Annotated in this window: 18 protein-coding genes and 1 pseudogene; 12 read left to right on the top strand and 7 right to left on the bottom strand. The window is 62.1% G+C overall.

The window, feature by feature from the left end:
* The first annotated feature begins 67 nt into the window (after positions 1 to 67).
* Entirely contained in the window at positions 68 to 1,651 is a 1,584-nt protein-coding gene (gene lnt / locus QZL63_RS04825; RefSeq protein ID WP_022308195.1) for an apolipoprotein N-acyltransferase, read from the top strand.
* A gap of 11 nt (positions 1,652 to 1,662) precedes the next feature.
* Complete coding sequence (locus tag QZL63_RS04830) at positions 1,663 to 2,952, top strand: bifunctional folylpolyglutamate synthase/dihydrofolate synthase (RefSeq protein ID WP_022308196.1); 1,290 nt, start codon at positions 1,663 to 1,665, stop codon at positions 2,950 to 2,952.
* A 233-nt stretch (positions 2,953 to 3,185) separates the two neighbouring features.
* Here QZL63_RS04830 and QZL63_RS04835 read toward each other — a convergent pair whose 3' ends face one another.
* The gene (locus tag QZL63_RS04835; RefSeq protein WP_363925749.1) at positions 3,186 to 3,521 is read right to left on the bottom strand and encodes a DUF3467 domain-containing protein; all 336 of its coding nucleotides are present in this window, start codon (positions 3,519 to 3,521) and stop codon (positions 3,186 to 3,188) included.
* Positions 3,522 to 3,705: 184 nt separating this feature from the next.
* Here QZL63_RS04835 and QZL63_RS04840 point away from each other — a divergent pair, with 184 nt between their 5' ends.
* From QZL63_RS04840 to yidD, 10 genes are all read left to right on the top strand, one after another.
* Positions 3,706 to 4,383: a LysE family translocator gene (locus QZL63_RS04840; RefSeq protein ID WP_022308198.1), complete on the top strand. Its 678-nt coding sequence runs from the start codon at positions 3,706 to 3,708 to the stop codon at positions 4,381 to 4,383.
* A complete protein-coding gene (gene cmk / locus QZL63_RS04845; protein WP_022308199.1) occupies positions 4,370 to 5,071 on the top strand; it encodes a (d)CMP kinase in 702 nt (233 codons plus the stop codon). Before QZL63_RS04840 ends, cmk begins: the two co-directional genes overlap by 14 nt.
* Before the next feature lie 102 nt (positions 5,072 to 5,173).
* On the top strand, positions 5,174 to 6,052 hold the full coding sequence (locus QZL63_RS04850) for a 4-hydroxy-3-methylbut-2-enyl diphosphate reductase (RefSeq protein ID WP_022308200.1): 879 nt from the start codon (positions 5,174 to 5,176) through the stop codon (positions 6,050 to 6,052).
* A 41-nt stretch (positions 6,053 to 6,093) separates the two neighbouring features.
* Positions 6,094 to 6,567 carry a hypothetical protein gene (locus QZL63_RS04855; protein WP_022308201.1) on the top strand — a complete coding sequence of 158 codons (474 nt, stop codon included), beginning with the start codon at positions 6,094 to 6,096 and terminating at the stop codon, positions 6,565 to 6,567.
* Complete coding sequence (locus tag QZL63_RS04860) at positions 6,557 to 8,218, top strand: S41 family peptidase (RefSeq protein ID WP_022308202.1); 1,662 nt, start codon at positions 6,557 to 6,559, stop codon at positions 8,216 to 8,218. The genes QZL63_RS04855 and QZL63_RS04860 overlap by 11 nt, the downstream gene beginning before the upstream one ends.
* A 36-nt stretch (positions 8,219 to 8,254) precedes the next feature.
* Positions 8,255 to 9,433 (top strand): sensor histidine kinase, encoded by a 1,179-nt coding sequence (locus tag QZL63_RS04865; RefSeq protein WP_022308203.1) that lies wholly within the window; start codon positions 8,255 to 8,257, stop codon positions 9,431 to 9,433.
* The gene (locus QZL63_RS04870) at positions 9,433 to 10,500 is read left to right on the top strand and encodes a DUF4271 domain-containing protein (protein ID WP_022308204.1); all 1,068 of its coding nucleotides are present in this window, start codon (positions 9,433 to 9,435) and stop codon (positions 10,498 to 10,500) included. The genes QZL63_RS04865 and QZL63_RS04870 overlap by 1 nt, the downstream gene beginning before the upstream one ends.
* A 35-nt stretch (positions 10,501 to 10,535) precedes the next feature.
* Positions 10,536 to 11,402 (top strand): uroporphyrinogen-III synthase, encoded by an 867-nt coding sequence (locus QZL63_RS04875; RefSeq protein ID WP_290586043.1) that lies wholly within the window; start codon positions 10,536 to 10,538, stop codon positions 11,400 to 11,402.
* 73 nt (positions 11,403 to 11,475) lie between these two features.
* Positions 11,476 to 11,784: a ribonuclease P protein component gene (locus QZL63_RS04880; RefSeq protein ID WP_417182674.1), complete on the top strand. Its 309-nt coding sequence runs from the start codon at positions 11,476 to 11,478 to the stop codon at positions 11,782 to 11,784.
* Complete coding sequence (yidD, locus tag QZL63_RS04885) at positions 11,741 to 12,001, top strand: membrane protein insertion efficiency factor YidD (RefSeq protein ID WP_290586047.1); 261 nt, start codon at positions 11,741 to 11,743, stop codon at positions 11,999 to 12,001. Before QZL63_RS04880 ends, yidD begins: the two co-directional genes overlap by 44 nt.
* Positions 12,002 to 12,104: 103 nt before the next feature.
* On the opposite strand, the pseudogene QZL63_RS04890 reads toward yidD, so the two are convergent.
* From QZL63_RS04890 to QZL63_RS04915, 6 genes and pseudogenes are all read right to left on the bottom strand, one after another.
* Positions 12,105 to 13,036 (bottom strand): annotated as a pseudogene (locus QZL63_RS04890) (cation diffusion facilitator family transporter).
* 29 nt (positions 13,037 to 13,065) lie between these two features.
* Complete coding sequence (locus QZL63_RS04895) at positions 13,066 to 13,989, bottom strand: helix-turn-helix transcriptional regulator (protein WP_022308210.1); 924 nt, start codon at positions 13,987 to 13,989, stop codon at positions 13,066 to 13,068.
* Between the two features lie 78 nt (positions 13,990 to 14,067).
* Positions 14,068 to 15,924 (bottom strand): LTA synthase family protein, encoded by a 1,857-nt coding sequence (locus tag QZL63_RS04900; RefSeq protein WP_022308211.1) that lies wholly within the window; start codon positions 15,922 to 15,924, stop codon positions 14,068 to 14,070.
* Positions 15,925 to 15,973: 49 nt separating this feature from the next.
* Complete coding sequence (gene upp, locus QZL63_RS04905) at positions 15,974 to 16,630, bottom strand: uracil phosphoribosyltransferase (protein WP_022308212.1); 657 nt, start codon at positions 16,628 to 16,630, stop codon at positions 15,974 to 15,976.
* A 22-nt stretch (positions 16,631 to 16,652) separates the two neighbouring features.
* The gene (hflX, locus tag QZL63_RS04910; protein ID WP_022308213.1) at positions 16,653 to 17,888 is read right to left on the bottom strand and encodes a GTPase HflX; all 1,236 of its coding nucleotides are present in this window, start codon (positions 17,886 to 17,888) and stop codon (positions 16,653 to 16,655) included.
* Positions 17,889 to 18,083: 195 nt separating this feature from the next.
* Positions 18,084 to 18,767 (bottom strand): energy transducer TonB, encoded by a 684-nt coding sequence (locus QZL63_RS04915; RefSeq protein ID WP_022308214.1) that lies wholly within the window; start codon positions 18,765 to 18,767, stop codon positions 18,084 to 18,086.
* Between the last annotated feature and the right edge of the window lie 49 nt (positions 18,768 to 18,816).

Consider the following 18,816-nt stretch of genomic DNA (forward strand, 5'->3'; position numbering starts at 1 on the left):
AAATATTTTTGAAATCTTCCTGGGTTTGACTACTTTTGCGCAACGAAAAAAATTCACTCCGGTCTCCATGTATCGCAGATTCGCAGCGGCTCTCCTCTCGGCACTCCTGCTGTCACCGGGATGGCTCGGCATGACGGGCTTCACGCAACTCATCGGCTTCGTACCTCTGCTGTGGATCAGCTCCTCATACGAAGGCGGCCGGCGCAACTGGTGGCGGATGTTCGGATGGGCGGCACTCACCTTCGTGTTGTGGAATGCAATGACCATATGGTGGATCTGGAACGCCACTCCGGTGGGTCCCGTCGCCGCAACGCTTGCCTCGACCACCCTCAACATGATCGCCTTCATGTTGTTCCACTCCGTTTCGAAAAAGGCCCACAAGGCCCTTGCCTACACAACCTTTGTCGCCGCCTGGATCTCGACCGAATACTGGTACACCACCGGCGAATTCTCGTGGCCGTGGCTGGTGCTGGGCAACGGATTCTCACACGACATATGGGCCGTGCAGTGGTACGAATACACGGGCGTCTTCGGCGGTTCGCTGTGGGTACTCGTCTGCAACCTGCTCGTTTTCGAGGCCCTGCGCTCCCGCTCGCGGCGGCGCATTATGGCAGCGGCCGCAGCCGTCGTGCTGCCTCCGGCCATTTCGCTCTGCATCGGGGCCGCGTGGCGGCAGCCCGACCAGGGGACGGTCCGCGTAAGCATCATCCAACCCAATGTGGACTGCTACGACAAGTTCCACGGCGACGTCTCGCGACAGGAGCGCAACCTGATCGACCTGATCGGCCAGGTGCCCTCCGACGCACAGTTCATCCTGCTCCCCGAGACGGCCGTACCCGACTACTATTGGGAGCCGGCACTCTCGACGACACCGGACGGCAGCGCCGCAGGACCGTTCTGGCAGGAACTCGCAGACTCACTCCGCACGGGGCATCCCGATGCGCTGCTGATCGCCGGGGCCAACACCCTGCGCCGCTACGAGGCCGGCACACAGAGCCGCACGGCACGCCTCAACCGGGCCGACGGCAGCTATTACGACATCTTCAACTCGGCCGTGGGACTCGACTCCGCCGGACGCGTCCAGCTGCACCACAAGGGGCGGCTGGTCATTGGCGTGGAGAACACCCCGACATGGGTTTTCGACGTGTTGAAATTCCTGGTTATCGACCTGGGCGGCACGCTCGGGCAGATCGGCATGGGGCAGCACGGGACGGCCTTTGAGCACGCCGGGACGAAGGTCGGGCCGGCAATCTGCTACGAAGGGCTCTACGGCGCGTTCTACGGCGATTTCGTACGCCGCGGCGCGCAGTTCATGGCCATCGTCTCGAACGACGGCTGGTGGGGCGACACCCCCGGATACACGCACCTCTTCTCGATCTCGCGGCTGCGGGCCGTGGAGCACCGCCGGGCTATTGCCCGCGCGGCCAACACCGGAAAATCGGGCTTCATCTCCGCGCGCGGCGACATCGGACAGACGCTCGGCTGGGAAGAGCGCGGTGTACTGACGGCCGATGTTCCGCTCTCGTCGCAAACCACGTTCTACACCCGATACGGCGACTACGTGGCCCGCATCGCAGAGTATGTCCTGCTGCTCTCGCTGCTCTACTACGTCGCCTACCGGATCAAACGCAAAAACTATCTCGTCCAATAATACCCTGCTTTATGAACTATAACCAAACCCTCGAGTTTCTCTTTTCGTCGCTCCCGGCTTTCGAAAACACGGGCGCTTCGGCCTACAAACCGGGATTGGAACGCATCACCGCATTCTGCCGCCATCTGGGCAACCCGCAGCGGAACTTCTTCACGATCCACGTCGCCGGCACCAACGGCAAAGGGTCCGTGGCACACATCATCGCCGCAGTGCTCCAGCAGGCCGGCTACCGCACGGGCCTCTTCACGTCGCCCCACCTGCAGGATTTCCGCGAACGCATCCGCGTGGACGGTGAAATGATTCCCAAGCAGAAGGTGGTGAACTTCGTGGACAAACACCACGACAAGATGGTCGGACTGGAGCTGTCGTTCTTCGAGATGACCGCCGCGATGGCCTTCGACTACTTCGCACAGAGCGACGTCGAGGTGGCGGTGATCGAGACCGGGCTCGGAGGGCGGCTCGATGCAACGAACATCATCGTGCCGATCCTGAGCATCATCACCAACATCGGACTCGAGCATACGGCCCTGCTGGGCGACACTCTCCAGAAGATCGCCGCCGAGAAGGCCGGGATCATCAAGAAGAGCATCCCGGTGATCATCGGCGAGGCAGACGACCGCTACAACGGCGTGATCGAGCAGGCTGCCGCCGCCAACAAGTCGCGCGTGATCTACGCCGAACGGGAGTTCCTCTACGAGGGCCGCACGGAGCGGGACGGGAGCCAGCTCTTCCGGTTGCGCCGCACGCGCGACGACAAGGCCTTCGAAGTCGAGTTGGACCTTGCGGGCAACTACCAGAGCCACAACATCGTGACGGCTTCGGCCGCCGTGGATTTCCTCCACGAGGAGACCCCGCTGACGATCTCCCGACGCGCCTATCTCGAGGGCATGCGCGGGGCTGCGTCACACACCGCGCTGCACGGACGCTGGCAGAAGCTGGGCGAGGCTCCGCTCACGATCTGCGACACGGGCCACAACGCCCACGGCATCGCCTATGTGGCCGAGCAGCTGAAGGCCACGCCGCACCGGAAGCTCTACTGCGTGATGGGCTTCGTCCGCGACAAGGACCTGGCACACATCCTCCCGCTGCTGCCCCGAGACGCCCACTACATCTTCACGCAGGCCCGTTCGGAGCGGGCGCTGACGGCCGGAGAACTGACGGCCAAGGCCGCCATCTACGGGTTGCAAGGCGAGGCCGTAGCCGACGTGCAGGCCGCCGTGGCCCGGGCCCGCGAGCTGGCCGGAGCCGAAGACATGATCTTCATCGGCGGCAGTACCTACGTGGTCGGCGAGGCGCTCTGACCGGACCGTGAGGCAAACGCAAGACAAAGGGGTCGGAAACAGTTCCGGCCCCTTCTCTTTTTCCCCGTGTTCCATGTGCTGCATCCGGGCGGTCGCTCCGATCCGCCGCACGCCGTCTCCGACCCGCGACGCACGGTCCGGCAACCGGCTGTGCGCACCAACGCCTCAGCCTCCCGGCAGCCGGCTTCTCCGGACTCCGCAGCAAACGGGCGCGCTCCCGACCCGGCGAAGGATCAGGCCTGCCCCATCTTGGGCCCCGAATCGCCCCCGGCATTCGGTGTCGGGATCTCGATCTTGCCCATCGAACTCTCGTAGCGCGCGATGTTCTCCTGCAACGACCACAGGAGCCGCTTGGCGTGTTCGGGCGTGAGGATGATGCGGCTCTTGACATGCGCCTTCGACACGCCCGGCAGGACGGTCGCAAAATCGAGTATGAACTCCGAAGAGGAGTGTGCAATGAGTACCAGATTCGAATAGTGGCCCTGTGCGACCGCATCGTCGAGATCGATGTCGAGGCCGAATTGTTTCATCTCTGCCATGGTTCGCTGCTTGTTGTTTTCTGCAAAAATAGAAGATTTCGCCCTTTGCGAAGCCCGCAGGAGGCGTTTTTTTTCGAGATTTTTTCAACATCCCGAATCCCGAGGCCGAAGCGGCCGCAGCCCCCGCCGCCGAAGGCGGGCAGGACAAATAAATTTGGTGTTGCGCGCGGGTTGTATTATCTTTGTTCCCTAAAACACCCGAAAGGCGAAGAACATGGGATTTGAGATTCTGGAACTCCTCTTCCGAGGCATCTGCGTGGGCGTCGCGGCATCGATCACCGTCGGCCCCGTGGCCGTGCTCTGCATCCAGCGCACGCTCTCGAAAAGCCGCAAATCGGGCATCGTCTCCGGAATCGGAGTCGCCTGCGCCGACACGTTCATGGCCATGGCCGCCCTGTTCTTCTACTCGATGCTCCAGACCCAGATCGAGCAGTACAACACCCTGCTGCGCGTCATCGGCGGCATCTTCGTGGTCATCGTCGGCGTCTACATCTTCGCCCAGAACCCCGTGCCGCAGATCCGCCGCAACCGCGCCGGAAAGACATCGCTCGGACAGGACTTCGCCTCGATATTCGGGCTGACGATCGCCAACTTCATCATGGTGATCCCCTACATCCTCGCCTTTTTCGCCGTCTTCAAGATCTCGAGCGGCGACATGACCCAGACGGGATTCGGCGGATTCGTCCGCTCGGTATTCGTCATCGCCGGGTTCTTCGGCGGCGCCGCCTTCTGGTGGACCCTGCTGGCATGTGTCATCAGCCTCTTCCGCCGCCGGTTCCGCCCCCGCCACATGCTCACGATCAACCACACGGCCGGCATCATCATCGGCCTGCTGGGCATATACAGCATATTATCCACCTTCTTCTCCATATTCCCCAATGTCGGACATTAAACCCAACAAGATCATCATCGCCGTAGACGGATTCTCGTCGTGCGGAAAAAGCACCTTCGCCAAGGCCATTGCGGCCCGGCTGGGATATATCTTCATCGACACCGGAGCCATGTACCGCGCCGTGACGCTCTATGCCCTGGAGCATGGCGCCATCCGTTCGGGCATCGTCGATGAGGAGGCGGTGGTCCGTCTGCTCGGGCAGATCTCGATCACCTTCCGCTTCAACCCCCAGCGCGGGGCCAGCGACATCTATGTGAACGGCGACCTGGCCGAAGGCAAGATCCGCACGATCGAGGTGTCGAACTGCGTAAGCCGCGTGAGCGCCATCCCGGAGGTCCGGCAGAAACTCGTGGCCATGCAGCAGGAGATGGGACGCCGCCGCGGCGTGGTGATGGACGGACGAGACATCGGCACGGTGGTATTTCCCGATGCCGAACTGAAGATATTCATGACGGCCGACCCCGCCGTACGGGCGCGCCGCCGCTACGACGAACTGAAGGCCAAGGGCGACGCGGTATCGCTCGAGGAGATCGAGCGCAACGTCCGCGAACGCGACAAGGCCGACATGTCCCGCGCGATCTCCCCGTTGCGGCAGGCCCCCGACGCCGTGGTGCTGGACAACAGCCACATGACCGTCGAGGAGCAGATGGCGTGGTTCATGGAGCGGTTCGAAGGATTGAAAAGCTGAAAGAACGACCCGCCCTCCCGTCCGGGGAGAACGCCCGCGCGGCCACAGGTGCCGCACGCCGCGGAACGCCGGCCGGCGGGAGCGGACAAGAGAACGACCAAGATGCAGATAGAGATCGACGACAAATCGGGATTCTGCTTCGGCGTAGTCCGGGCGATTTCGGAGGCCGAGCGGGCCCTCGCCGAAGGCGGTACGGTCTACTCGCTCGGGGATATCGTGCACAACCGGATCGAGGTGCAGCGCCTCGAGGGACTCGGGCTGCGGACCGTCGGCCATGCCGACATGCCCCGCCTGGGCGGCTGCCGGCTCTTCATACGCGCGCACGGGGAGCCTCCGACAACCTATGCGACGGCCTGCGAACTGGGCATCGAGGTCATCGACGCCACCTGCCCGGTGGTGGCCCGCCTCCAGCGGCGGGTGAAGCAGGCCCACGCCGGAATGCGCGCCGTGGGCGGTCAGGTCGTGATCCTCGGCAAGCGGGGGCACGCCGAGGTGGTCGGGCTCACGGGCCAGGTCGCCGACCCGACGATCGTCATCGAGACGGCTGCGGACCTCGACCGCATCGACTTCACGCGACCGATCCACTTCCTCTCGCAGACCACGCAGAGCATCGCCCTCTTCGAGCAGCTCGGCAAAGAGATGAAACGCCGCGCAACCGACCCCGCGCAGGTACGGCTCGACGACACGATCTGCCGCCAGGTATCCGGACGCGAGGAGCATCTCGACCGGTTCGCCCGCCGGTTCGATGTCGTGATCTTCGTCTGCGGCCGCAAGTCGTCGAACGGCAAGGTGCTCTTCGAAGTGTGCCGCCGGGCCAATTCCCGGACCTACAACATCGAAGAGGCCGCAGAAATCGATCCCGCATGGCTCGAAGGCATCGCTTCGGTGGGAATATGCGGGGCGACCTCGACGCCCAAGTGGCTCATGCAACAGGTTGCCGAGGCGGTCGGAGAGCTGGCCAAGGCCGGCGTGCGGCCGTAACCCCGCGCCGCAGAAACAGAAAACCAATAAAATCCGATATCATGAAACGTTATTTGATCCGTTCACTGAAATATTTCGTAGCCTTGTGCGTTCTATGTGCGGGCATCATGGCGCTCAACCGCATGATGGGGTCGGCGCTGGACATCCGGCAGACCCTCTACGTCATGTTCCACACGACCCGCGGGATGCTGCTGCCGGCGGTCATCGTCGTACTGGCAGCCCTCTACCCGAAATTCGGATTCATCGTCCGCAAGGTCGAGGGCGACGTGCAGCAGAACCGCGAGCAGATTCTGAACGCCTTCCGCTCGGCCGGGTTCGACCTCGTCCGCGAGGCCGACGAGGCACTCTTCTTCCGGGCAAAGAGTCCGCTCTACAAGCTCCTGCTGCTCGGAGAGGATGAGATCAAGGTTTCGCAATACGGCCAATGGATCCTCATCGACGGCATCCGCCGCGGTGTGGCCCGGGTCGAATACCGGCTGGATTCGTACATACGCATGAGACAATATGACAACTAAACGCAAATACGGCTTTCTGATCGCCGCAACCGCCCTGCTGGCCGTCGCAGGGAGTTCGATCCATGCCCGCAAGGACGATTTCGGGCTGGGCCGCAACATGGAGATCACGGTGAACATGATGCGCGAACTCGCGCTCGGATACGTCGATCCGATCGACCCCGACCGGCTGATGGAGGGGGCGGCCGCCGGCATGGTCAGCGACCTCGACCCCTACACGGAGTACATCTCCGAGGAGGGGCTCTCGGACTTCGAACTGCTCACGACCGGCAAATACGGGGGCGTCGGCGCCCTGATCCGCAAAAAGGGCGACTGGGTGAAGATCTCGCAGCCCTATGCCGGGACCCCTTCGGACCGGGCCGGGCTGAAGATCGGAGACCTGATCCTCTCGATCGACGGCAAGTCGGCCAAAGGGCTCACGACCGAGGAGGTGTCGGGAATGCTCAAGGGCGAACCCGGCAGCAAGGTGAAGATAACGGTCATGCACCTCGACAGCACGCAGCAGAGCGTGACGCTCCGCCGCGAGCGGATCTCGATCCCGGGCGTACCCTACGCCGGCTGGGTGAAGGAGGGAATCGGATACATCCGCCACAGCGACTTTACGGAAGGGTGTTACGAGGAGATGCGCGCCGCGATCGACCGACTCCGCGCCGAGGGTGAACTGAAGGGACTGGTGCTCGACTACCGCTCGAACGGAGGCGGCATCATGCAGGAGGCCGTGAAGATCCTCTCGCTCTTCGTGCCGCGCGGCACGGTGGTCGTAACGACCCGCGGCCGCAACGAACAACGCGACTACCGCACCGAAGCCGAGCCGATCCTTCCGGACCTCCCGCTCGCCGTGCTGGTGGACGGCAGCACGGCCTCGTCGTCGGAGATCGTCGCAGGTGCACTCCAGGACCTCGACCGCGCCGTTCTCATCGGCCAGCGCAGCTTCGGGAAAGGGCTGGTGCAGGCGACCCGCCCGCTGGGATACAACACGATGCTCAAGCTCACGACGGCCAAATACTACATTCCCTCGGGACGCTGCATCCAGGCCATCGACTACTCCCACTCGCAGGAGGGCTCCGTACGCACGGTTCCCGACTCGCTGATCTCGGAGTTCGAGACCCGTGCGGGCCGCAAGGTCTACGACGGCGGCGGCATCATGCCCGACATCGACGTGGAGCCCGAATACATCTCGCGCTTCGCCGCAACGCTCTACGCCCTGGGATTCATCGAGGATTTCGGCGACGAGTACACGCGCCGCAACCCGGGACAGCAGATCGACATCCGCACCTTCTCGATCACCGATGCCGACTATGCCGACTTCGCCGCCTTCATGCAGGACAAGGAGGTGCCCTACGAGTCGGATACGCGCCGGGCGCTCAAGGCCCTCAAGAAGGCAGCCGAAGACGACCGCTTCGCCGAGCTCAAGGAGCAGTTCGAGCGCGTGGAGTCGGAACTCAAGGACGACACGGCCACCAACCTCGAGACCTACCGCGAACAGGTGATCGAGGCGATCAACAACGACATCATCCTGCGCCACGCCTACACGGCCGGCGTCATCGAACACGCCATGGCCGACGACAAGGGGGTTGCCCGGGCCGTCGAGGTGCTCGAACACCCGGACGACTACCGCCGCATCACCACGGAGCAGGATACACGAAAAAAATAGCTTTCCGCGCGCGAAGGCTCTATTGAGACAAGCGACATGAAACTCGCCCACACCATATTCTCGTTCCGGAACCGACTGGTCATCATCATCGTCGGCATCTCGCTGGGCGCCGTCTCGCTCCTCTACACCAACAACATGGCCCGGAGGCTCAAGGAGAAGGAGCAGCACGACGTCGTGCTCTGGGCCCACGCCATGGAGCGAATCAACCGCGACGTGCTGGGCGGTGCCCCGATGCAAGATCCGCTCGTCTCGGACATCATGTCCACGGGCAACAACATCCCCTTCATCATCACCGACGAGAACCTCAAGGTGCTCCATTCGCACCTGATTCCCGACGAGATCATCAACCACCCGGGGAAACTGCGGCGCGAGATCGACAAGCTCACCGAGGAGAACACCCCGATCCCGGTGAAGATCCTCTGGTCGGCCAAACACTACCACATCATCTTCTACGGCAGATCGGCCCTGCTCAAGTCGCTCTACTACTTCCCCTACATCCAGATTCTGGTCTTTGCGGCATTCATATCGCTGGGATTCATCGCTTTCCGTTCGTCGAAGCACGACGAGCAGAACCGCGTGTGGATCGGTCTGGCCAAAGAGACCGCACACCAGCTCGGGACCCCCACCTCGTCGCTGCTCGGATGGATCGAATACCTGCGCTCGCAGCCCGTGGACCAGTCGGCCGTCGAGGAGATGCAGAAGGACCTCACCCACCTGATGAAGATCGTGGACCGCTTCTCGAAGATCGGCTCCGAGACCCCGCTCACCCCGGCCAACATCAACGAGGTGGTGGGCGAATCGGTCATGTACTTCCGCAAGCGGATCCCGCGCAACGTCACGCTCGACTACAACGGACTGGCCATCGCCCCGGTGCAGGCGAACATCAACGCCGCGCTGTTCGAATGGGTGGTGGAGAACCTGATGAAGAACTCGCTCGACGCCCTGCAGGGCCACGGAGCAATCGATGTCCGCATCTCGTCGGACGAACAGCACGTGATGATCGACGTCAAGGATACGGGCAAGGGAATCCCCAAGAGCAACTGGAAACGCATCTTCGAGCCGGGCTTCACGACCAAGACCCGCGGCTGGGGCCTCGGGTTGTCGCTCTCGCGGCGGATCGTCGAGGAGTACCACCAGGGTAAGATCGCCGTGACCGAATCCGAAATCGGCAAGGGCACGACCATCCGCATCACCCTCAAACGCATCTACGCATAATGCAGCAGGAGGCGACATACCGGAGCAGCGATCCCGGAGCTTCCTTTTCGGCCGACATCCCCGCAGATGCCGGCCGGAGCAGCCGTACCGATACAACAGCCGGTGCGGCGACGCTGCAAAAGAGCGGTCGTGCCGTTCTGCAACAGACCGGCACGACTGCGCAGCAGGGAGGCGACTCGTTGCAGGCGACCCTGTCGCCGGCCGACTCGCTCGCCGCGGACAGTCTGGCAGCCCACACGGCCGATTCGCTGGCAGCATGGCCCTACGACCGCTACGGTACGGCCGACTCGCTGCCTGCGGAGCAGCAGGCCGTCATCTGGCGCGATACGACCGCAGAGGCCGTATTCGGCCGGGAATCGGTGCTCGTACCGCCCCGCCCGCTGCCGCAGGCCGTCGGGCAGTCGCTCACCGACAACGCTGTGTTCCAGGGCTTCGTCCTGCTGCTCGCAGGGACCTATGCCACACTGCTCTACCGCAACATCGGCGACATCCGCACGCTCCTCGGCCACGTCTCCCGCGAGCGGGCCGGCGGAGTCCGCCTCTCGGAGGATCCGGGCAGCAGCGGATTCACCCGGTTCCTGAACCTGGCGACAGCCATCGGCATGCTTTTTTTGGGCATCATCGCCGTCAAATACGGCGACTCGATCATGCCCCCGGCCCTCTCCGAGGCCCTGTCACACGGGGCCGTGCTGGCCCTGAGCCTGATCGCAACGCTCGCCTGCGCAGCCATCGCCGCTCTCCAAAGGGGATTTCTGCAGCTGGTCGGAGCAGTCACCGCATCGCAACCGTTCGTCTCGCAACTGGGGCTTCTGCGCCGCACCTACTTCGTCCTGGGGATCATCGTCACATCTCCCGCCCTGCTGCTCTTCGCGCTCTGTCCCCGCGGATCGGGCGACGTGTGGTTCTGCGTCATTGCCATCGAATTAGCCATTACGGCCATCCTATACCTCAGAGAGACGCTACATCTCTTTATTTCCAAAAAAATTTCAATTTTGCATTGGATTTTGTACCTTTGCGCCGTGGAAATCTTCCCGATCAGCCTCGTGTGGCTGCTGGTGGCGAGATAGACACCCCGAAAGCTACAAACTAAACATTTCCGCAATTGAAAGTAAAAAGCGTATTGGTTTCGCAGCCAAGGCCTGCAATCATCGAAAAATCCCCGTTCTACGAGTTGTCCCAGAAGTATGAGGTAGAGATCGCCTACAAGCCCTTTATCCGCGTTGTCGGCGTCTCGCTGAAGGAGTTCCGCGCACAGCGGGTCGAAATCCTTACGCATACGGCCGTCATCTTCACGTCGCGAACCACTGTGGACAGCTTCTTCCACATCTGCGAGGAGGCGCGCATCACCGTTCCGGAAACCATGAAATACATCTGCCAGACCGAGGCCGTAGCCCTCTACCTGCAGAAGTACATCGTCTACCGCAAACGCAAGATCTCGTTCGCCGACGGATCGTTCACCTCCCTCGTCGAGCTGATCATCAAACATAAGGACGAGAAGTTCCTCCTCGCCCTGAGCGAGCCCCACAAGCCCGAGTTGCCGGAGACGCTCGCCAAACTCAAACTGCCGGTTGATCCGGTAATCCTGGCCCGGACCGTAGCCGCCGATCTCGACGACATGCACCTGGAAAACTACGGACTGCTGGCGCTCTACTCGCCGTCGGACGTCAAGGCCCTCGTCGAGAAGTTCGGAACCGAGAACCTGCCCCCCGTGGCGGTCTTCGGCGAAGGGACGCTCCGCGCCGCCGTCGATGCCGGCATCACCGTGCTGGCAAACGCCCCGACGCCCGAAGCCCCGTCGATGGCCAAGGCCGTGGACATCTACCTGCGCAAGGTCGAGGCGGGCGAAGAGATCGAACCCGTATCGGTGGTGACCGACACCCGCAAGGAGGAGTTCATCCGCAACCAGCAGAACAAACTGGCCAAGAAGAGCCGCGTGCGCCGTCCGGGCACCTCCGAACCCCGCAAATAACGCCGACGCCATGCCAGACGACCGCTCGTTACCCCGTTCGGAACGGCTCCGCTCACTCGGAGCCGTCCGACGGCTGTTCGAATGCGGCGAAAGCGGGTTCGTCTTCCCCTTTCGCTACGTCTGGTATGCCGAACCGGACACCGAGCCATCGGTCGAGGTGCTCTTCACAGTGCCGAAGAAGTTCCACAAGCGCGCCAACCGGCGCAACCTGCTGCGCCGCCGCACCAAGGAGGCCTATCGGCTGCAGAAACAGATTGTACGCAACGGTGCGACGGTGAATCTCGACCTCGCACTGATCTACTCCTCGAAGGAGGTGCTGCCCTACAAGGTCATAGCCAATGCCGTCCGAAAGATTCTGGAGCACGTTGCGGAACGGCTTTAGGCGGATCTGCACGCTGCCGTTCCTGCTGCTGGTGCGGTTCTACCAATACTGCATCTCCCCCTTTACGCCCCCTTCGTGCCGCTTCACGCCCACCTGCTCGCAGTATGCCGTGGAGGCCCTGCGCAAGTACGGGCCGATCAAGGGGATCTGGCTGACCATCAAAAGGCTGTCGCGCTGCCATCCGTGGGGCGGCAGCGGATACGACCCGGTACCCTGACACGCGGGACGGCCGGCAGATTTCCCGAAACAGGTTCCCCGAAAACAAGCACAGCTCCCGGAAAGGAGCTGTACAACCGTTGCGATGTGCAAAAAGCCGAAGATCAGTCGCCCAGGTCGCGGCAGCACTCGGAACGTGTTTCGAACTCGAGCGTGACGTGCGGGATGCCGCAGACGCGGAGCTGACGCTTGAGTTCCGCCTTCACCTGCTCCATAACCGCAAGGTCTTCCACCACGACGTGCGCCGTCAGCGCATTCTCCGTGGTGCTCATGGCCCAGATGTGGATGTGGTGCACGGCGCTGACGCCCTCGACCGAGAGCATCCGCCGTTCGGTGTCTGCCACGTCGATCCCTTCGGGCACCCCGTCGAGCGAGAGGCGCAGGCTGTCGCGCGTCAGCGACCAGACCGAAGCTACGATGACCGCGGCAACGACGAGCGCTATGATCGGATCGACGATGGTCCAGCCCGTCCAGGCAATCACAACCCCGGAGAGGAGCACCCCGATCGACACCAGGGCATCGGCCGCCATGTGGAGATAGGCACCCCGGACATTGAGGTCCTTCTCCTTGTCCCGAAGGAAGAGCCATGCCGTAAAGCCGTTCACCAGGACACCGACTCCGGCCGTCCAGGCGATCGCCCCGCCGACGACCGGCTCGGGGCGGGGCATCCCCCCGACACTCTCCGCCCCCACGGTCCCCCGCCACCCTCGGCCACAATGGCCCCCACGGCCACGAGCAGGATCACCGAGTTGAGCAGCGAAATGAGCACCGTGCTCTTCCTGTAACCATAGGTATAACGGGAGGTGGCCCGCACCCGGGCCAGACGGAAGGCAAGCATGGCCAGCAGCAGGCTGGCCACGTCGGAGAGGTTGTGTCCGGCATCGGAGAGCAGCCCCATCGAGCCGGAGCAGAGGCCAACGGCAAACTCCACGACGACGAATGCCACATTGAGTGCAATGCCGATGAGAAAAGCGCGGTTGAGCGACGAGATCCGGTGTTCGTGCCGGTGTCCCGCATGCCGATGTCCGTGCGGCAGGATGGAAGGATCGTGCCGGTGTGCCATGGTCAGCCCTCCTGGGTGATGGTATCCTTGATCTCGGACAGCTCGACGAGCTTGTTCACGATGGCGTAGATCGTAAGTCCTGCGGCCGAATGGATCTGCAGCTTGGCGGCGATGTTGCGCCGGTGAGTGATGACCGTATGGGTCGAGATGCAGAGCGTATCGGCGATCTGCTTGTTCGTCATTCCCTTCACCACGCAGACTATAATCTCCCGCTCGCGGGCGCTCAACGGTTCGGGTTTCTCCTCCCGGACCCCGTCGGCCGCCAGACGCTCGACGGCCGGAATGAAGATCTCGTCCTCGACGGCATTGTGCGAGGCGAGCTCCTGCTCGCAGGTGAAGATGTCGAAAAGCACACCGTTGAGTTCGTTCGTACCGCCCGAGGGGTAGTATTTGATGATGATGTTCTTCAGTTCGCGCAGCTTGGCCTCGACCTGGTCGTGCTGACGGCGGAAGATATCGATCGAATAGGCGGCGTTTTTCTCCCCCGAGAGCAGCGACTCGACGTAGGGGAAGACGGTCTGCTCCTCGTAGGTCATGTGGCGCTGGACCTCAGCGACATACTCGTCGAAGAAGCGCATGATTGCAAACGACACATCGCTCAGCGAGCAATCGACCGCCTCGATCAACTTGCGTCGGATCGCAGGCAGGCGGAAATCGAGGAAATAACCGTGTGAATTGTGCAGGTAATCGGTCAGCGCCCGCACCGAAACCCCGGCATCGGCTTCCCCGCCGAAATCGAGCACCAGATTCACCACGGCAAGGAACGTGGCCGTATCGACCCGGTTCTCCCCGCAGACCTCGGCAATCGTCTTGTCGCCAAAGCCGAGCGCAATGCCGAAGCGGCTCATCACCTGCAAAACAGGATAACGGTCGCAGACCAGATCGCACATCCGGTCCTCGCCCGTATATCCGCCATTCTTATACATCATACGAAGGCTTTTCATCTTTCACACGCAAAAATAATCCTCCGCGACCGGAGCGGCAATACCTAAAACAGGGTATTTTCACCGGTTCGCAATGTCGGTATAGGTCGTCTGCAGCATCGTGCGACCCACATCCAGCAGATCGGGATTCGTTGCCGACACGGTCCGGCCGGAAGTGGCATCCCAGATCGCCTCGCCCAGACTGTCCACCACGCCGAACCCGTCGTTGAAGGTATAGTAGCCGAACTTGCGGGGCGGCGCCGGGGCGAAGATATCCTTGCTGTAGTCGTAGTCGTCGTGCGGAAGCCCCAACTGCGAGAGGAGCGTCGCCGCGATGTCGATCTGCGAGGCATAGGTCCCGACAATGCGCGGCGAAGAGACGGCCCCTCCCGTCCAGATCATCGGAATACGGTGGCGCAGCGACACGTTGTAGGGCAGCGTCTTCGGGTAGGGATAGCCGTGGTCGGCGACCAGCACCACAAGCAGGTTGTCCCACGCCGGGGAGGCCTTCAGCCGGTCGATCATGCGTCCGACACACTCGTCGGAGAAGGCCATGGCGTTGAGCACCGGGTCCTCGAACTTCGCATAGGGGACATCGAAAGGCTTGTGGCTGCTGAGCGTCAGCAGTCCCGCAAGGAAGGGTTTTCCCCCGGCATCGAGCGCAATGACCCGATCGGCGAACCAGTCGCACATCAACGCATCGTCCCAGCCCCAGTCCGAAGGTTCGGCATCGAAATGCAGGTCCTTCTGCCAGATGAGCTCCTGCCATCCGGTAGCATACATATACTGTGCCTGATCCGTGAAGTTCAGGTCACCGCCGTAGCAGAAGCTCGTCGCATAGCCCGCACGCGAGAGCGACCGGGCCAGCGAAGGCAGCGAACGGCTCTTGCCGGGGTACTTCATGATCGAGATCCGCGTCTGGGCCGGGAAGCCGCTCAGGATGGCCACCTCGCCGCGGTCGGTGCGGAACGAATTGGCGAACAGGTTCTCGAACCAGATGCCCTCGCGCTTGAGGCGCTGCATGCAGGGCATCACCTCACGGCCATCGACCGTCTCGTCCATAACCGTGCGGGCGAAGCTCTCGAGGATTACCACCACGACATTGGGCCGGGTGCGGAGCGAATCGAGCACCCGTTCGGCCGGGCCCGAGGCGGGGCCGTTGCCGCGCAACGTCTCGAACCTCGCGGCCCGCTCCGACTCGTCGAAGAAGGGGTAGGCCGCAGCGAAATCCTCGTTGTCGCCCAGACTCGAAAGGAACGAGAAGACGGGGTTCGTGGCAGCGTGGTTCAGGAACATCTCCGGGCTGAAATAGACCTTCGAGACGTTGGCCACCGAGGCCCCGAGGCCACCACGGATCGCCAGAAAATCGACACCCGCAAGCAACAGGAAGAGCAGGCTGCCGGGAAGTGCCAGATGCCAGGCGCAGGGCTCGCCGTCAAACAGGCGCAGCACCCGGCGGTAGAGCCAGATCATCGCGGCGGCATAGAGCGCGGCAAGAAGCGTCTGCCGCACGCCGAGCCAGAAATCGACGCTGGCCATCGCCTCGCCGGGATCGGCCAGATAGATCAGAATAGTCGCATCGAGCCGGAAGCCCCAATGCTCGTACAGCGCCAGATCGACACTGAAGATCACGGCCGTAAATACCGAAACCACCACGAAATAGGCGGTCAGCAGACGCCGCCACATCCGCTCCGGAAAGCGGACCCAGAACGACAGCAACGTGATGAGCAGCGGCAGGGCCGTCACATATCCGGCCACGGTGGCATCGAGCCAAAGCCCGTGGAGAAGCACACCCAGCCAACCGGCCGGGCCGGCTCCGGCGGCTTCGGCACCGTACCAGGCCATGAAAACGGGTTTCTGGACGGCCATGGCCAACACGGTCGCACAGAAAACACCCAGCACAAAGGCCAATTTACGAAGAGCAAATCCGGATTTCATAGCACTTGTTTTTCAGCGGTTTTTCCAACGGGCCGCGCCGCACGTCCGATCAGAGTTTCTCACCGTAGGCAAGGTCACCGGCATCGCCGATGCCCGGCACAATGTACGAGCGAGAGGTGAGCTCCTCATCGACCGCGGCGGCCCAGATGGTCGTCGTCTCCCGCGGCATGTGCTTCATCGCATAATCGACACCCTGCTCGCTGGCAATGACCGAGGCTACATGCACCCGCGCCGGCGTACCTCCGTGCTGACACAGGGCCTCATAGGTCAGCACGAGCGACGATCCGGTGGCCAGCATCGGATCGACAAGCAGCAGGGTTTTGCCCTCAAGGCTGCCGCACGAGATGTATTCGACCTTGACGGTGAAGGAGCCGTCCTTGCGGCTCTTGCGGTAGGCCGAGACGAAGGCATTCTGGGCATCATCGAAATAGTTCAGGAAACCCTGGTGGTAGGGCAGTCCGGCCCGGAGAATCGTAGCCAGCACGATCGGCTCGTCGGGCGTCTCGACCACCGCTTCACCCAGAGGGGTCTCGACCGTCTCTGCCTTGTAGGCGAACTCCCTGGAGATTTCGTAGGCCATGATCTCGCCGATGCGCTCCATGTTGCGGCGGAAACGCATCGAGTCCTGCTGGATGCGCTTGTCGCGGATCTGGGCGATGAACTTGTTGAGAACGGTGTTCTGCTGGGAAAGGATGTGCAACGTCATATTCAGTTCGTAAATTGGTTGGTCAATAGAGGAAATTATTGAACGGGTAACGGCCCGCATGGATCTCGCGTACCATGCCGTAGAGGTCCGAGCGGAACTTCTCGATGTTCGTGCGCTCGAGGGCAGAGAGGAAGATGCACGGCGTATTGGCCCGGGCGATCCAGCTCTGCCGGAGGTCGTCGAGCGAGCGGTTTTCGCGCGTAGAAGGAGTCAGGTCATCCTCCTCCTTTTTGATATAGGTGTAGGCATCGACCTTGTTGAAGACCAGGTAGACAGGTTTGTCGCCAGCACCGATCTCCTGCAGGGTCTGCTTGACCACGGCGATCTGGTCCTCGAACTGCGGGTGCGAGATGTCCACCACATGCACCAGCAAGTCGGCCTCACGCACTTCGTCGAGCGTCGATTTGAACGACTCGATGAGCTCCGTAGGGAGCTTGCGGATGAAACCGACGGTGTCCGACAACAGGAACGGGAGGTTGTCGAAGACGACCTTGCGCACCGTGGTGTCGAGCGTCGCGAAAAGTTTGTTCTCGGCAAAGACCTCGCTCTTGGAGATGAGGTTCATGAGCGTCGATTTGCCCACGTTCGTATAGCCGACGAGCGCCACACGAACCATGGCACCGCGGTTCGAGCGCTGCACGGCCATCTGGCGGTCAATCTTCTTGAGGTCCTCCTTGAGTTTGGCAATGCGGTTGCGGATGATGCGCCGGTCGGTCTCGATCTCGCGTTCGCCCGCACCGCCGCGGGTTCCCGTACCGCCGCGCTGCCGCTCGAGGTGGGTCCACAGACCCGACAGCCGGGGCAGCATGTATTCGTAGTTGGCCAACTGCACCTGCGTCTTGGCATAGGCCGTCTGGGCCCGCGACATGAAGATGTCGAGGATCAGGCGCGTGCGGTCCAGCAGGCGGCAGGGCATCTCCTTCTCGATGTTGCGCGTCTGCGACGGGGAGAGTTCGTCGTCGAAGATCACCACGTCGATCTCCTCTTCACGGCAATAGTCGGCAATCTCCTGCAGTTTGCCCGGACCGACATAGATCCGTGCCGACGGTTGTGCAAGGCGCTGCGTGAAACGCTTGACGGAGACGATGTCGGCCGTCTCGGCCAGAAACTCCAGCTCGTCGAGATACTCCTCGGCCTGGCGGGGATCCTGGTTGTCGCGAACGACGGCAACGAGCACGGCACGCTCCTTCCAGTCGGCAGGCTGCGCGGCCGGCGAGGAATTTTTACTGTTCTCTTTCGAAATATCCTTCTGATTCATACGGTTCTTCAAATCCGGAAGGGAGTCCTGCAAAAATGCGGCGGAAAACGTTTCCGTCCGGCAACATCCGCCCGATGGGCAGGCAAGGTCCGGCACCGGACTCCCCGCAACCCCGACCGACTACGGTCGGTACGATGCACAAATAAGGGTATCCGCCCGAAAGCAGGATACCCTCAAATTTTCCGATACGGCATTTTAGTTCGCCACGCGGAAGTCTACCGGCAGGGTGTACTTCACACGCACGGGCTGGTTACGCTGCTTGCCCGGGCTCCACTTCGGCGACTTGTTCAGCACGCGGATGGCCTCCTCCGAAAGCGAACGGTCGGGAGTCTGCAGCACCTCGATGTTGGTCAGACGGCCGTCCTTCTCGATCACGAAGGTCAGCACCACGCGGCCCTGAATACCGTTCTCAAGGGCGATCTGCGGGAAACGGACGTTCTGCTGTACCCAGTTGCGGAACGTATTCAGGTCACCGCCCTGGAACGAGGGCATCGTCTCGGCGATCAGGAACGGCTGGTCGTCCTCGATCTCCTCCTCCTGAACCTCTACCTGCTGGATCACCTCGGTATCCTCGTCGAACTCGGCGAAGCTGACATCCGTCGTAATCTTCGTGTCGTTGGTCACCACCTCGATCAGGTCGGCGATCACCTTCACCTCGACCTTCTTGGGCTGCTCGGGCGGCTTCTGGTCCTGACGGGTGATCTCCGTGATCTCCTGCTCGACGATGGCCGTCTGCAGGTCGAGTTTCTCAACTTTGCGCTCCTTGGGCGTATACCAGAACGCAACGATCACGAGTGCGAGCGATACGACAAGCCCGATTTCGAGCAGAAGACCCCGCTTGTTCTGAAGGTCCGCTTTGGGTGATTTTTTGATTTCCATCTATCTTGCTTTTTTAATTTGTTCCGAGGTTCGTTCGGCCGGGGCGCCG

This window comes from Alistipes sp. CAG:268 (genome assembly GCA_000434235.1).
GTDB lineage: Bacteria > Bacteroidota > Bacteroidia > Bacteroidales > Rikenellaceae > Alistipes > Alistipes avistercoris.